The organism is Virgibacillus pantothenticus, from assembly GCF_018075365.1.
Classification (GTDB): Bacteria; Bacillota; Bacilli; order Bacillales; family Amphibacillaceae; genus Virgibacillus; species Virgibacillus pantothenticus.
The window spans coordinates 2568207-2582429 of the sequence record NZ_CP073011.1 but is presented as its reverse complement, the minus strand read 5'-3'; the positions used below and the strand labels follow the sequence as shown (position 1 = coordinate 2582429).

Here is a 14223-nt window from a genome sequence, read left to right as displayed (position 1 = left end):
TATGCGAATTACCCAGAGTATGCTTTCAAATAATATGTTACGAAATTTGTCCAATAGTTATACGAAGCTAGATACGTATATGGAGCAATTAAGTACAGGCAAAAAAATTAATCGCCCTTCAGATAATCCGGTTGTTGCAATGAAAGGGATCAATTATCGTAGACAGGAAAATGAAGCAGAACAGTATTTACGAAATACAGGTGAAGCGCGTAATTGGATGGATAATTCTGATGCTGCGCTTGATAAGGCGACGAAAGCGATGCAAAAGCTGCGTGAATTGGCTGTGAAAGCAAGTAATGGAACGAACGACAAAGAAGAATATGCGAGCATGAAAGAAGAGGCCAAACAATTAAAAGAACATTTAATTAGTTTGGCGGATACGCAAGTAAATGGCAAATATATCTTTAATGGAACGGACACGACGAATTCACCTTTTGATAAAAATGGTGTCTTCTCTCCTAATACCGATCCAGTAAATATCCCAATTTCCGCTGGCTCGGAGTTACAAGTTAACATGGATGGAGAAGCAGTATTTGGAAATGGGTTATTTGATAAAGTTGATTCATTTATTCAAAAGCTTGAAAATAGCGATATGGAAAATATAGAAGAGACGATTGGTGAAAGTATTTCAGAGCTCGATTCTGGAGTCAACCAAATTATTGATGCAAGAGCAGGGCTAGGGGCAAGAATGAATCGGTTGGAACTGGTGGAAAACAGGCTGGGCGATCAGAAAATAATGGCAACAAAAATGATGTCAGATAACGAAGATGTTAATTTTGCTGAAGCGATAACAAATTTAATCAAGCAGGAAAGTCTGCACCGAGCTGCATTATCAGCAGGTTCTCGAATTATCCAGCCTTCCCTTGTTGATTTCTTGAGATAACAATAAAACCCTGTCCCAGTTTGGGTCACAGGGTTTCCGTTATGTAGAAAGGAAACGGTTAGTTATGAAGATACCGAAACTGAAAATGACATCGCAAATGGCACAAATTGAAATTCAACAAACAGCAGCGAAACAAACGATCCGTCAGCCGAAAGCAGAAATGTCGATTCAACAGCCAAAGGCAGAAGTAAAGATGCGCACAACGCCTGCTAAATTGACAATTGATCAAACAAAGGCATTTGCTGATATGAATCTGATGTCTATTTTTCAACGCAATTACCAATTTGCAAGCGATGGAAAGCAGGCTGTACTAGAAGGAATAGAGAGACGCGCACGGCAAGGATCAGAGCTTATGAAGATTGAACAGAAAGGGAATCCGCTTATTTCGCAGGCAAAGGCAAATGCACAGCCACCTATGAAAAGATTAGGGATCACTTTCATACCATCTGTTTTTTCTGTAAAAACGAGCTATCAACCGTCCCAGCTTAAGATAGAAGTACATACTAAATCACCGGTTATAAATATAAAACCAAACGCTGCACAACATGATTATGAGCCGGGCGATGTGACCACAAAGATGAAGCAATATCAGGATTTAAAAATAGAAGTGGTAAACAATTAAAGTTATTTTTAACTGGATGAAAAAGCGGGACGACTGAAAAATGACGGGGTTTTCATTTCTGTACTAAAGTATGCGATTCAACGAAACAGATGGAAAGGGGAGACACGACATGCGTATGGATACAAAATATTTTGGGGAAGTGGACATCGTATCTACGAGCATTATTCATTTCCCTACAGGTGTATTAGGTTTTCAGCAGGAAACAGAATTTGTTTTACTTGATTTTCCTAATCCATCTATATTTCAAATATTACAATCTACGAAATCCAAAGAAACTGCCTTTATTGTAATAAATCCATATCATATGTATCCAGATTATACATTTAAACTGGATGAAAGCACTGTACAAGCATTACAATTGATTGATGAATCCGACATTATGGTTCTATCGATTGTAACTCTGAAGGAGCCTTTTAAGGATAGCACGATGAATTTACAAGCGCCCATTATTATTAATGCAAGCAAATTATCTGGGAAACAGTTTGTAATTAATACGAATGAATATATGACAAGAGCGCCCATTACCATTAGCGATCCTTTAATGGCGAAAGGAGAATAAGCATGCTTGTATTAACTCGTAAACGTAGTGAAGCCATTCAAATTGGTGAAGACATTGAAGTGAAAGTGCTTGGGATTGAAGGGGATCAAGTGAAGATAGGAATAAGTGCTCCTTCATCTGTAGATATTTATCGGAAGGAGATTTATTTGGATATTATGCATGAAAACAATCAAGCTGCAAACATACCAAATGAATTAGTAAATTTATTAAAGAAAACATAGAACTTGTTCATGTGGCATGTTGGATAAACGGTAAATAGAGCCGAGTTAAATTAAGCTGAAGCTTTTAAAAAAACCGGTGTGACGTTGCTTTCCAATGTCCATCATTTCGGTAGTTTCTAAGTCATGACAGACAGATAAAAAAGGAAGCAAATTAGATCAAAGTTCCATTTTACAGCAATTTTTCAGTAACTCTGTTAAATAATCGCTTTAATAAGTTCCCTGCTGTTCCGATATAAAAATAAAAAGGTTGTGAAGCAGATGGATATGCGATTAGAACGCGTTGTTGCCGGATCACATCCTAAGTTACAAAGTCAGAACGACCGGCTAGTGGTTATGAAAGAAGCAATGAAAATCAGTGACAAGCAGAGTAACGGTGACCAAGGACCCTCTATTGTTGTAACGAAAGATAAGTTAAAAACAGCTGTAGAAAGATTGAACAAATTTATTGAACCGTTACGGACAGATTTACGATTCAAATATCATGAAAAGCTGAACGAATATTACGTGGCAGTCGTTAATCCGTTGACAGACGAAATTATTAAAGAAATTCCGCCTAAAAAAATGTTAGATATGTATGCGGATATGGCAGAGTTTATGGGAATATTAATTGACGAAAAAATTTAGGACATGTTTAACATGTGTACAAGTAACGTTTAGAGCGGGTTTTGAACAACCTAACATAATTAATGCGTAAAAGGTGGAGAAGTATGATGGTTATGCGTGTTGGTGGCTTGGCAAGTGGAATGGATATTGAAGCAATCGTAGATAAGTTAATGAATGCGGAACGAATCCCATTAAATAAATTGGAGCAGGACCGTACGAAACTCGAGTGGAAAAGGGATGCATTTCGAGAAATTAATAGTAAACTAACTGAGCTAGATAATTTAATGATTGAAATGAAAAAAAGCATAGCATATAACGCAAAGAGTGTTAGTTCCTCACTGCAAGATGCCGTAACTGCAACAGCGAACGCAGATACTGCTAATGGTACATATCAAATTAAGGTCAATCAATTAGCAAGTACGGCTATTAATGTGAGTAAAAACGAATTGACTATCAAACCGACAGATAAACTAACAGCAGGAGAAAAAGTTACATTTAATACAGTGAATGAAAAGGGGGAGACGCAAGAGTATACATATGAAATTAAAGCAGGTGATACATTATCAGATGTGTTAAAGAAAATATCGCGTGACGATAATAATGTTCGCATGTTTTATGATGAATCTAGTAATAAAGTAATGATGGAAACAACAAGAACGGGTAATTATCGAGATGGCGCTGAAATTCAATTTGCCGAAGATTCATTTTTAGCTGAAGTTCTTCAAATGGATATGAGTAAGGAAAAAGGCGGAACGAACGCGAAATTTGAGTACAATAATAGCGGGTTAGAGATGGAGTCCAAAACAAATTCCTATAAGTTAGGCGATAAATTGACATTTGAATTTAAGCAAACGACAGATGGTAAAAATGCAAGCCTTACGGTTACAAATGATGTAGAAGCTTCGTACGAAAAGATCATGAAGTTTGTTGATAAATATAACGAAGTTGTTGAAGCGTTAAATAGTTCGCAGCTTGAGGAACGCTATCGCGATTTTCTACCATTAACCGAAGAACAGAAGAAAGATATGTCTGAGAGTGAAATTGAGCTGTGGGAAGAACGGGCTAAAAGTGGACTGTTACGTGGTGATACTACAATATCTGGTGGATTGTCTAACTTGCGTTCCAGTTGGTATGCTAAGGTGGAAACTGGTGGTGAGTATACTTCATTAACTCAGGTTGGGATTCAAACATCTAAAGACTACTTAGATGGTGGGAAGCTAATCGTTAATGAAGGAAAGTTAAAATCAGCGCTTCGTGAGAATCCTGCAGACGTTCAAAAGCTATTTACTAATAGCGATGAAGGAGAATCACGTGGACTCATTCAACGTTTAGATGATGCCTTAGAAGTTACAAAGAAACAAATTGGTAAAAAAGCTGGCAGTGTGCTAACACCTTCATTGGAAAGCTATACGTTAGGGAAACAAATGAAGGAGCTAGATGAACGCATAGAGGCTTTTGAAACTCGGCTTACACAAGTGGAAACCCGCTACTGGAAACAATTTACTGCGATGGAAAAAGCAATATCTCGTATGAACCAACAGTCAGCACAGCTATTGTCCCAATTCGGTGGTGGCATGTAATTAAGATGGGAGTGAACAGTATGTCCTTCAATAAACAACATCAAGCTTACCAAAACAACGCGGTTAATACAGCATCGAGTTCAGAATTAACCTTAATGCTGTACAACGGTTGTATTAAGTTTATCAAACAGGCAATGAGAGATATAGAAGGCAATCAGTTCGAAGCTAAAAATACCAATATCCAAAAGGCGCAAAATATTATTCGTGAGTTGATGATTACTTTAGATGTGGAAGTGGATATTTCACACCAGTTTATGTCACTTTATGAATATATGTTCCACCGATTAACGGAAGCGAATATGCACAATGATAAAACCGCTTTGGAAGAAGTGCTGGAATTTGCTATCGAGTTTCGCGACACATGGAAGCAAGTTATCTTGCAAACAAGAAAAAATCAATATACTAAAGGTGCTCATGTATAATGAACCGTTTAATATCCCTATACAACATAACCGAAGAATTATATGACCTCCTGCAACAAGAAACGGATTCTAAGGAACGAGAAGCCCTAATTGCGAAAGTGAATAATTTAATGGAGGAGCGAGGCGAGCAAATGGATTTACTGTCACCCCCGTATTCAGAAGCAGAAAAAGCAACAGCTCAAGAAGTGATTCGATTAAACCAATTGATTGAACAATGCATGCTTTCGTTATTTGATGCATTAAAACTAGAAATGAAACAGATGAAAAAACAAAAACAGTCGAATCGTAAGTATGCTAATCCTTATGAAACGATACAAGCTCGAGATGGAATGTTTTTAGATCGAAAAAAATAAAACCATTGCAATGAACTAAAACGTCTAAAGGTCACACATAATCCATTTGTAAACCTACTGTAAATAGGTTAGATATGTATGTAGCAAGGGTTTTACGATTTAAATTAACGGTTCATTAACATTTTAATAGTTTTAACAGGAAATTTGATGGAAAACGTTGTATAATGAGAGTATCAGGAGAAAGGAGGACACTGATATGAACTTTAACATACGTGGTGAAAATCTTGAGGTTACGGAAGCTATACGTGATTATGTGGAGAAAAAAATAGGCAAACTAGAAAGGTATTTTGATACTCCACCAACTTCCGAAGTACATGTGAATTTAAGTGTCTACAATGATGAGCAAAGGATTGAAGTTACGATCCCGATGACTAATTTGCTACTACGCGGCGAGGTACAGCATGTCGACCTCTACGCAGCTATTGATTTAGTTGTCGATAAACTGGAAAGACAAATAAGAAAACATAAAACTAAAGTGAATAGAAAATTCAGACAAAAAGGATCTCCAAAGCATGTTTTTGCAGAATTGGAAAAAGATGCTTTGAATGGGGAGCAGGAAGAGGAATCTTCTGAAATAGAAATTGTTAGAACCAAACGGTTTGACTTAAAACCAATGGATTCAGAAGAAGCGGTGCTACAAATGGATATGTTGGGTCATTCGTTTTATGTTTTTGAAAACGCTGTGAACGGTGATACTAACGTTGTTTATCGCCGAAAAGACGGAAAATACGGATTGATTGAACCGAACGCTTAAATGATAAAAATAGGTTTGAAAATAAAGTGAATCTTCAATTAATGGGGGATTTTCATTCATCCCCCACTAATTGTTAGTAGTCCAAAGGCATGACCCTCGTACGAAATAGGGCATTTAGGTGCTGCTATCTCCCACTTAGACTTGTTTATCCACCCCTTCAAGTGGGAGTCTTACAGCACCTTATATGCGGGGTGAAATTCAAAAAAGAAGAAGACCAGCTGTTTTTACAGCTGGTTTTTGGTATTCCAAAAAAGTGATTACTAAGTAAAATAGACAAGGAGAGGAATTAACATATAGACTGATGTCTAATACTAAAAAGTTAATCATCATTCTATGTTTCTTTTAGAAAGTTGAAGTTAGTGAAATAAGAGAGTACGACCGATTAGAACTATGCAATAAGAAATCAAATTAGGAATTGAATCAATCAGAGATTACTAATCTCAGTAAAAAATGTCGAAAATTGGTGTCGAAAATACTAAATTCAAAAAACGCTTTCATAATAATGGACAAAAAAACCAAAAAGGACCTTTTGGCTAGGTGTTTTATCCTGTCTATTGAAGAATAATGTCGACTTTATACCTAAAATTAAAAATCGACGATTAGCTTAATCAAGTTCGTATGTGATATAAATTATATAAGAGCAGGAGGTGGGTAATTGGAACAAGGTGAAACTATTCGCTTACAGCAACTTTATCAAAAAGTGGAACAGCATGAGAGAACAATCAGCCAACTTGTGGAGATTATAGCTGTGTTAAATCGACAAATAGCAGTACTAAAGGAGGGAACAATAAAACTAGAGCGATAAAAGTCTCCCTGTCACATCTCCCCGTACTAAAGCAAGAACCTCCATATATCCTCTGTTATCCTCTCTAAAAAGAGTGGTTCATCCCCGGACCACTCTTTTATATTTGTAGGAAGTCGCTGGGGGTTTTTTATGTTTTTTGGTAATTACATTATTTCATACACCAGGAAACTATAAAATGAGGTGCTTGTGGATAACGAAATAACCGGATAGCCACGTTCGGCTCCATCGCCCAGCAACTAGGCGACCGCCAAGTTATTCTAATGCTAGAATATGGACTGTTGCGCTGCCGTAGCTTTCCTTGTTCTATGGAAATCTAGCAGTCGAAACTTCCTTAGGAAGCTGTTCTTTGCTTCTTAGGAAGTGGAGGCTCTCGCTGCGAAAAGTGAAGGCGATACACTTCGGCTTTAGGAGTAATCATTTTTCAAGAAAATTCATTAAATTGTATAAAAGCAAGAAAATACATGACTGACTTGTTTTTGTGTTCCAAGTTGTCATCTATCTTTAGAAAGTGTTATGATAAATGTTGGATGAAAATATTTAAACTAGCAATATCCATATATGCTCTGTCCATTTGATTTTAAATAAAAAATGTATAGGCAATATGGTATCTAAATGAATTGAAATTCCTTATTTTTGATAAATATTGAGGTGCTGCATAAATGGCTGGAATATTACAGAAAATTTTTGGTGATGGAACGCAACGACAATTAAAACGACTACAGAAAATTGTCGACCAAATTGAGGCGTTAGAACCGGAAATGGAAAAGTTTTCCGATAACCAATTACAACAGAAAACGAAAGAATTTAAAACTAGATATCAAAATGGTGAGTCCCTCGACGATATGCTTGTGGAAGCATATGCTGTTGTTCGAGAGGCGGCAAGACGTGTATTAGGTATGCGTCCGTTCCAAACACAGTTAATGGGAGCTATCGCTTTACATGAAGGCAACATTGCTGAAATGAAAACAGGGGAAGGGAAAACATTAGCTTCGACGATGCCTGCGTATTTAAATGCAATAGCTGGTAAAGGCGTGCATATTATTACGGTAAACGATTATTTGGCAAGTCGTGATGCAAAGGAAATGGGCGTACTTTACGAATTCCTCGGTTTAACAGTTGGATTAAATGGCAATGGTCTTACAAAAGAACAAAAACGGGAAGCTTATTATCAGGATATTACTTATGGTACAAACAATGAATATGGATTTGACTATTTACGTGATAATATGGTCTTGTACAAAGAACAGATGGTCCAACGCCCATTGAATTATGCAATTATTGACGAGGTTGACTCTATTTTAATTGATGAAGCGAGAACACCATTAATTATTTCGGGATCTGCGAAAAAATCGGCAAGCTTATATCAGCAGGCAAATGCTTTTGTTAACACATTGACGAAAGATGATTATTCTTACGATGAGAAAACAAAAGGTGTTCAGCTTACAGAAGAAGGAATTAATAAAGCAGAACGCTATTTTTCTATCGAGAATTTGTTCGACTTAAATCACGTTTCTTTAACGCACCACATTAATCAAGCTTTGAAAGCACATGTTTCGATGCATCGTGATGATGATTATGTGGTGGAGGAAGGCGAAGTGGTTATCGTCGACCAATTTACTGGGCGTCTCATGAAAGGACGTCGCTATAGTGATGGACTTCATCAGGCGATTGAAGCAAAAGAAGGTCTGCAAATTCAAAATGAAAGCATGACGTTAGCTTCTATTACGTTTCAAAACTTTTTCCGCATGTACAATAAACTTGCTGGTATGACGGGTACAGCAAAGACGGAAGAAGAAGAATTTAGGAATATTTATAATATGGATGTTATCGCCATTCCAACAAATAAACCAATTATCCGTGACGATAAACCAGATTTAATTTATAAGACGATGGAAGGGAAGTTTCGTGCGGTAATTGAAGAAATCAAAGAACGCCATAAAAAAGGCCAGCCGATTCTTGTAGGTACCGTTGCTGTTGAAACCTCCGAGCTTATCTCAAAAATGCTGAAAAAGGCTGGCATTAAACATGAAGTATTAAATGCCAAGAATCATTTTCGTGAAGCTGAAATTATTGAAAATGCGGGTCAACGCGGGTCGGTTACAATTGCTACTAATATGGCCGGGCGTGGTACAGATATTAAATTAGGCGAAGGCGTTGTTGAATTAGGTGGGCTTGCTGTTATCGGAACGGAACGTCACGAATCAAGGCGTATTGATAACCAGCTACGCGGACGTTCTGGCCGGCAAGGAGACCCTGGTGTTTCTCAGTTCTATCTGTCTATGGAAGATGAACTTATGCGTCGATTTGGCTCCGATAACTTACGTTCGATGATGGATCGATTAGGAATGGAAGACTCCCAGCCAATTGAAAGTAAAATGGTTTCCCGTGCTGTGGAGTCAGCGCAAAAACGAGTGGAAGGAAATAACTTCGACGCTCGTAAAACGGTCTTATCTTATGACGATGTATTGCGAGAGCAACGTGAAATAATTTATAAACAACGCTTTGAAGTTATTGATGCCGAAAGTAATCTTCGCGAGATTATTGAAAATATGATCGCATCCGCATTAGAACGTGTTGTCGCAACACATACCCAAGATGATGATGAAGATAATTGGGATTACAAAGCGATTGTTGATTATGTTACAGGAAACCTACTTGATCCTGAGCAAATAACGGAAGACGATCTCAAAGGGAAAGATCAAGAAGAAATAACGGAATGGATTATGGAAAAAGTAAAAGTACGTTACGATGAAAAAGAACAAGAGTTGACCGAGGAGCAAATGCGTGAGTTTGAAAAAGTGATCCTGCTCCGTACAGTTGATACGAAATGGATGGATCATATTGATCAAATGGATCAGCTTCGCCAAGGTATACATTTACGTGCATATGGACAAAATGATCCGCTAAGGGAGTATCAACTAGAAGGATTTGCGATGTTCGAGTCCATGATTGAAAGTATCGAAGAAGAAGTTGCCAAGTATATTATGAAAGCAGAAATTCGTGATAACCTTCAGCGTCAGGAAGTAGTGAAAAATACACAAGCTGTTTCTGGAGGACAAGAAGAGAGAAAAAAAACACGTAAACCATTTGTGAAGCAGCAGAATGTAGGAAGAAACGATCCTTGCCCTTGTGGTAGTGGCAAAAAATATAAAAATTGTCACGGAAAATAAGTATGTCAAAGCACTCCGAATACGGGGTGCTTTCCTACCGCTTAGACAATAATCAAATGATAGAGGTGATTGCATTGGAACTTACAGATATTAGAAATGAATTAGATAAAATGAGTAACCGAATCAATGACTTTAGGGGGTCTCTTTGACCTAGAAGCAAAAACAGGACGTATTCAGACTTTAGAATTACAGATGACTGCGCCTGAATTTTGGGATGAACAAGATAAAGCGCAACATGTAATAAGTGAAATGAACCACCTAAAAACGTATGTCAATAATTTTTCTAACCTTGAACAGCAACATGATAACTTAGAGGTTTCTTATGAACTTGTTAAGGAAGAGAATGATCAGGAATTATTGGAGGAATTAATTGAAGAACTCCAATCTTTACGTAACCAGCTAAATGACTTTGAGTTACAAATTTTATTAAGTGAACCTTATGACGCAAATAATGCCATTTTAGAATTACATCCTGGAGCAGGTGGTACGGAATCACAAGACTGGGGCAGCATGTTGTTACGGATGTATCAACGCTGGGCTGAAAAAAAGAATTTTCAAGTGGAGACACTAAATTACTTAGCAGGTGATGAGGCCGGAATTAAAAGTGTAACATTGCTTATTAAAGGGCATAATGCTTATGGTTATTTAAAAGCAGAGAAAGGCGTCCATCGCTTAGTACGAATTTCTCCATTTGACTCGTCAGGGCGCAGACACACTTCATTTGTTTCATGTGAAGTAACTCCGGAAATGACAGATGATGTCGATATTGAAGTCAAATCTGAAGATCTAAAAATTGATACGTACCGTGCTAGTGGTGCAGGTGGGCAGCACGTAAATACGACAGATTCTGCTGTCCGTATTACACACGTACCGACGAATACGATTGTTACTTGTCAAAATGAACGTTCACAAATAAAAAATCGTGAAGCAGCCATGAAAATGCTCAAATCAAAATTATATCAGCTGGAGATTGAAAAACAACAACAAGAGTTAGCAGAAATTCGTGGAGAGCAGATGGAGATTGGCTGGGGAAGTCAAATTCGTTCTTATGTTTTTCATCCATATTCTATGGTGAAAGACCATCGCACCAACGTGGAAATCGGTAATACACAAGCTGTAATGGATGGGGAAATTGATCCATTTATCGATGCATATCTTCGGCAACAAGTAAATTAAAGTCTGAATTGATTTTTCATAAATTAGTCATAAATGGCTTTACGTGTTGCTATAGCAGCCTTTAACATTTGCAGATAGCAATATTTGGCATTGGGAAGTGTTTTAAAACAGCAAAAATTGGTTATAATAGAGTTAATGAATCATTAATCAATATTTTGTTAGGGGGATTTGCATGATGAAAAAGTGGTTGTTAGCAATGCTGTTTGGCACAGTGTTGGTACTAGGTGCATGTGGGGGCAACGATGATGATAATGCATCCGAAAAGTCAGCAGATAAGGGAGAAACGCAAACAGAAGAAGGTGGCTCCGTAGATACCGCAGGCGCTGAAAAAATATATGAAAGCAATTGCGCAAGTTGTCACGGTGCAGATCTAAGTGGTGGTAACGGACCTGACTTAACGAAAGTGGGATCTGATTACTCTGCTGAAGAAATTGCAGACATTATTAACAATGGTAAAGGAAGCATGCCAGCAGGGATGGCAACTGGCGATGACGTTCAAGTGCTCGCTGATTGGTTGGCTGAAAAGAAATAGTAGATATAAGAAACAAAGCTTACTTGTTTTATGCCAAGTAAGCTTTTTTTAAATAATAAGAAAGTATAAAGTTTGTTGCTTTGGGATAAGGGAATAACTGAATAGCCACGTCCGGCTTTAGCGCCCAGCAACTAGGCCACTTCACGAAATCGCCCTCGATAAGTCATCATCGGGCTAAGAGGAAGGCCGACTAAAAACGGGCTTGCCGCCCGACGTCGGCATACCCCAGTTTTAGTGGCATGATTCCTAAATCTTTAGTTGATTCGTTCCATTCGCTACGTTGCTGAACGGGCGCTTGCGCCTTTGTTCTTGTATAGGAACCTATAATATGAGGTGCTTGTGGATAACGAAATAACCGAATAGCCACGTCCGGCTCCATCGCCCAACTAGGCGACTTCACGAAGCCGCCCTACGATAAGGCCTCATCGGTTCGTTACGAAGAGGAGGGCCGACTAAAGAAGGGCTTGCCGCCCAGACGTCGGCATACCCCAGTTTTAGTGGCATGATTCCTAAATCTTTAGTTGATTCGTTCCATTCGCTACGTTGCTAAACGGGCGCTTGAGTCTTTGTTCATCTGGAAATGTAACGAAAGAACGGTTCCCACTTTCTTTGTCCACATTCGATGTCTCTCCTCTAATAAATAAACCACTTATCCAGCAATAGTTAAATATATCCATCAGCAAGAATAGTGCTAAGTACCCTTGATTTTCTATAAAATGACAATATATTTCATAAACTCCTACCCTTGAAATATAAATGTAATAATTTTATGTCTAAAAATCGTGCAGAAAGATGTTATAATAATATGGAATCACTCCTTACTACTTTTCACGGAGTGATTATTTGATGAATAAACTTGGCACGCTACAATAAAAAATAAAGGTGATTTTTTAATGATAAAAATGAAAGATGTATGTAAAACATATGATAATGGAGTTTCAGCCCTGAATGAAATAAATATAGAAATTGATCGTGGAGAATTTGTCTACATAGTTGGCCCTAGCGGCGCAGGAAAGTCTACATTTATTCGGCTTGTAGTCCGTGAAGTAAAACCAACCAAAGGAACGATTTATGTCAATGATGTTAATGTAAATGAATTAAAAGAAAAGAAAGTGCCGCTACTTCGGAGAGATATTGGTGTCGTTTATCAGGATTTCAAATTGCTTTCCAAACTAACAGTCTATGAAAACGTTGCTTTTGCAATGGAAGTGATTGAATCACCTCCAGCACTTATTCGAACAAGAGTAATGGAAGTACTTGATTTAGTTGGTTTAAAACATAAAGCTAGATCACTACCACAAGAGTTATCTGGCGGTGAACAGCAGCGCGTTTCCATTGCACGTGCTATTGTTAACAACCCTAAAATTGTCATTGCTGACGAACCCACAGGTAACTTAGACCCTGATACATCATGGGGAATTATGAAAGTATTACAGGAAATCAATGATAGAGGAACAACGGTTATTATGGCGACCCATAGTAAGGAAATTGTCAATACCTTTAAAAATCGTGTTATTGCAATTGAAAATGGAGTTATTGTAAGAGACGAACATCGAGGTGAATACGGCTATGAAGTTTAGAACATTTATGCGACATATACGAGAAGGGTTTAAAAATATTAGTCGTAATGGCTGGATGACAATGGCTTCAATTGGTGCAGTGACAACGACATTAATTTTAGTTGCTGCCTTTTTGGCATTAATGCTTAATTTAAATCAAATGGCAGATAACATTGAAAGAGATGTGCAAATTGATGCCATGATTACCCAAACTGCAAACCAAGAAGATATTCAAGCTTTAGGAGAAGCAATTAAAAAAATTGACGGTGTTGATTCAGCTGTCTTTTCTTCTAAAGATGATGAACTGAAGAAATTGATTGACAGCATGGGAGAAGAGGGACAAGCATGGGAAATGTTTGAACAGGACAACCCATTGAATCATGTATATATTGTAAAAACCAAAGACCCTGAAGATACAGCGGCTGTGGCAGAAAAAATTGAACAGATGGACGCTGTACAGGAAGTGGTGTACGGACAAGACGTTGTCAAAAGATTATTTGAATTTAATAAGTACGCAAGAACCATTGGCTTAGTATTGATTATCGGCTTGGTATTTACTGCGATTTTCTTAATCTCAAATACTATTAAAATTACAATTATGGCTAGAAGCAAGGAAATTGGGATTATGAAACTAGTAGGTGCAACGAATGGGTTTATTAGATGGCCATTTTTCGTGGAAGGGTTATTACTAGGTGTATTAGGATCTATCCTTCCAATTGTTATTGTGCTAACTGGGTATTATTACTTGCAAGACATTGTTAGCCAGCAAACGACCTATAAATTTATTAAGATTTTACCATACTCTCCATTCGCCTTTCAGCTTTCGGGAATTGTACTAGCTATTGGAGCAGTCATAGGTGTATGGGGCAGTGTGATGAGCGTAAGGAAGTTCCTTAAAGTGTAAGTTAAATCAATCAACAGCATAGAGAACACAGTTGGTAGAGGTGTCTCTGACATCTCTACGGTGTGTAACATACAAAACTA

Annotated in this window: 17 protein-coding genes; 15 read left to right on the top strand and 2 right to left on the bottom strand. The window is 37.7% G+C overall.

Translation table 11 applies throughout. The annotated features are described in order from the left end of the window. Position 1 precedes the first annotated feature (1 nt). The 13 genes from flgL to cccB all read left to right on the top strand — a co-directional run bounded on the left by flgL (position 2) and on the right by cccB (position 11680). Positions 2-883, top strand: a complete 882-nt coding sequence (gene flgL / locus KBP50_RS12120) for a flagellar hook-associated protein FlgL (RefSeq protein ID WP_050352319.1) — start codon at positions 2-4, stop codon at positions 881-883. A gap of 64 nt (positions 884-947) precedes the next feature. Further along, a complete protein-coding gene (locus KBP50_RS12115) occupies positions 948-1505 on the top strand; it encodes a DUF6470 family protein (RefSeq protein WP_050352320.1) in 558 nt (185 codons plus the stop codon). A gap of 109 nt (positions 1506-1614) precedes the next feature. Further along, positions 1615-2064: a flagellar assembly protein FliW gene (gene fliW, locus KBP50_RS12110; protein ID WP_050352321.1), complete on the top strand. Its 450-nt coding sequence runs from the start codon at positions 1615-1617 to the stop codon at positions 2062-2064. Positions 2065-2066: 2 nt separating this feature from the next. Beyond that, entirely contained in the window at positions 2067-2285 is a 219-nt protein-coding gene (gene csrA / locus KBP50_RS12105) for a carbon storage regulator CsrA (protein ID WP_050352322.1), read from the top strand. Positions 2286-2543: 258 nt separating this feature from the next. After that, on the top strand, positions 2544-2909 hold the full coding sequence (gene flaG, locus KBP50_RS12100) for a flagellar protein FlaG (protein ID WP_232231226.1): 366 nt from the start codon (positions 2544-2546) through the stop codon (positions 2907-2909). Between the two features lie 83 nt (positions 2910-2992). Continuing rightward, on the top strand, positions 2993-4468 hold the full coding sequence (locus KBP50_RS12095; protein ID WP_306423709.1) for a flagellar hook-associated protein 2: 1476 nt from the start codon (positions 2993-2995) through the stop codon (positions 4466-4468). 20 nt (positions 4469-4488) lie between these two features. Beyond that, a complete protein-coding gene (gene fliS / locus KBP50_RS12090; RefSeq protein ID WP_050352323.1) occupies positions 4489-4890 on the top strand; it encodes a flagellar export chaperone FliS in 402 nt (133 codons plus the stop codon). Next, positions 4890-5243 carry a flagellar protein FliT gene (fliT, locus tag KBP50_RS12085; RefSeq protein WP_050352324.1) on the top strand — a complete coding sequence of 118 codons (354 nt, stop codon included), beginning with the start codon at positions 4890-4892 and terminating at the stop codon, positions 5241-5243. Before fliS ends, fliT begins: the two co-directional genes overlap by 1 nt. Positions 5244-5439: 196 nt before the next feature. Further along, positions 5440-5997 (top strand): ribosome hibernation-promoting factor, HPF/YfiA family, encoded by a 558-nt coding sequence (gene hpf / locus KBP50_RS12080; RefSeq protein ID WP_050352325.1) that lies wholly within the window; start codon positions 5440-5442, stop codon positions 5995-5997. Between the two features lie 655 nt (positions 5998-6652). Next, positions 6653-6802, top strand: a complete 150-nt coding sequence (locus tag KBP50_RS12075) for a hypothetical protein (RefSeq protein WP_156875375.1) — start codon at positions 6653-6655, stop codon at positions 6800-6802. Between the two features lie 659 nt (positions 6803-7461). After that, on the top strand, positions 7462-9972 hold the full coding sequence (gene secA, locus KBP50_RS12070; protein ID WP_050352326.1) for a preprotein translocase subunit SecA: 2511 nt from the start codon (positions 7462-7464) through the stop codon (positions 9970-9972). A gap of 74 nt (positions 9973-10046) precedes the next feature. Then, a protein-coding gene (prfB, locus tag KBP50_RS12065) for a peptide chain release factor 2 (protein WP_128743556.1) occupies positions 10047-11148 on the top strand; the annotation gives its coding sequence in 2 pieces (ribosomal slippage) (positions 10047-10118 and positions 10120-11148; 1101 coding nt in all). Between the two features lie 175 nt (positions 11149-11323). Then, positions 11324-11680: a cytochrome c551 gene (gene cccB / locus KBP50_RS12060; RefSeq protein ID WP_050353508.1), complete on the top strand. Its 357-nt coding sequence runs from the start codon at positions 11324-11326 to the stop codon at positions 11678-11680. 190 nt (positions 11681-11870) lie between these two features. Here cccB and KBP50_RS12055 read toward each other — a convergent pair whose 3' ends face one another. Next, on the bottom strand, positions 11871-12059 hold the full coding sequence (locus tag KBP50_RS12055) for a hypothetical protein (protein WP_156875376.1): 189 nt from the start codon (positions 12057-12059) through the stop codon (positions 11871-11873). Between the two features lie 130 nt (positions 12060-12189). Further along, on the bottom strand, positions 12190-12357 hold the full coding sequence (locus tag KBP50_RS12050) for a hypothetical protein (protein ID WP_156875377.1): 168 nt from the start codon (positions 12355-12357) through the stop codon (positions 12190-12192). Positions 12358-12573: 216 nt separating this feature from the next. On the opposite strand from KBP50_RS12050, the gene ftsE reads away from it, so the two are divergent. Both ftsE and ftsX read left to right on the top strand, forming a co-directional pair. Beyond that, positions 12574-13260 carry a cell division ATP-binding protein FtsE gene (ftsE, locus tag KBP50_RS12045; RefSeq protein WP_050352327.1) on the top strand — a complete coding sequence of 229 codons (687 nt, stop codon included), beginning with the start codon at positions 12574-12576 and terminating at the stop codon, positions 13258-13260. Continuing rightward, complete coding sequence (ftsX, locus tag KBP50_RS12040) at positions 13250-14143, top strand: permease-like cell division protein FtsX (protein ID WP_050352328.1); 894 nt, start codon at positions 13250-13252, stop codon at positions 14141-14143. Before ftsE ends, ftsX begins: the two co-directional genes overlap by 11 nt. The last annotated feature ends 80 nt before the right edge of the window (positions 14144-14223 follow it).

Excerpts from the sequence above, each read along its gene's own strand:
- flgL (WP_050352319.1), top strand. The coding sequence starts at position 2 with ATGCGAATTACCCAGAGTATGCTTTCAAATAATATGTTACGAAATTTG.
- KBP50_RS12115 (WP_050352320.1), top strand. The coding sequence starts at position 948 with ATGAAGATACCGAAACTGAAAATGACATCGCAAATGGCACAAATTGAA.
- fliW (WP_050352321.1), top strand. The coding sequence starts at position 1,615 with ATGCGTATGGATACAAAATATTTTGGGGAAGTGGACATCGTATCTACG.
- csrA (WP_050352322.1), top strand. The coding sequence starts at position 2,067 with ATGCTTGTATTAACTCGTAAACGTAGTGAAGCCATTCAAATTGGTGAA.
- flaG (WP_232231226.1), top strand. The coding sequence starts at position 2,544 with ATGGATATGCGATTAGAACGCGTTGTTGCCGGATCACATCCTAAGTTA.
- KBP50_RS12095 (WP_306423709.1), top strand. The coding sequence starts at position 2,993 with ATGATGGTTATGCGTGTTGGTGGCTTGGCAAGTGGAATGGATATTGAA.
- fliS (WP_050352323.1), top strand. The coding sequence starts at position 4,489 with ATGTCCTTCAATAAACAACATCAAGCTTACCAAAACAACGCGGTTAAT.
- fliT (WP_050352324.1), top strand. The coding sequence starts at position 4,890 with ATGAACCGTTTAATATCCCTATACAACATAACCGAAGAATTATATGAC.
- hpf (WP_050352325.1), top strand. The coding sequence starts at position 5,440 with ATGAACTTTAACATACGTGGTGAAAATCTTGAGGTTACGGAAGCTATA.
- secA (WP_050352326.1), top strand. The coding sequence starts at position 7,462 with ATGGCTGGAATATTACAGAAAATTTTTGGTGATGGAACGCAACGACAA.
- cccB (WP_050353508.1), top strand. The coding sequence starts at position 11,324 with ATGAAAAAGTGGTTGTTAGCAATGCTGTTTGGCACAGTGTTGGTACTA.
- KBP50_RS12055 (WP_156875376.1), bottom strand. The coding sequence starts at position 12,059 with ATGGAGCCGGACGTGGCTATTCGGTTATTTCGTTATCCACAAGCACCT.
- KBP50_RS12050 (WP_156875377.1), bottom strand. The coding sequence starts at position 12,357 with ATGGATATATTTAACTATTGCTGGATAAGTGGTTTATTTATTAGAGGA.
- ftsE (WP_050352327.1), top strand. The coding sequence starts at position 12,574 with ATGATAAAAATGAAAGATGTATGTAAAACATATGATAATGGAGTTTCA.
- ftsX (WP_050352328.1), top strand. The coding sequence starts at position 13,250 with ATGAAGTTTAGAACATTTATGCGACATATACGAGAAGGGTTTAAAAAT.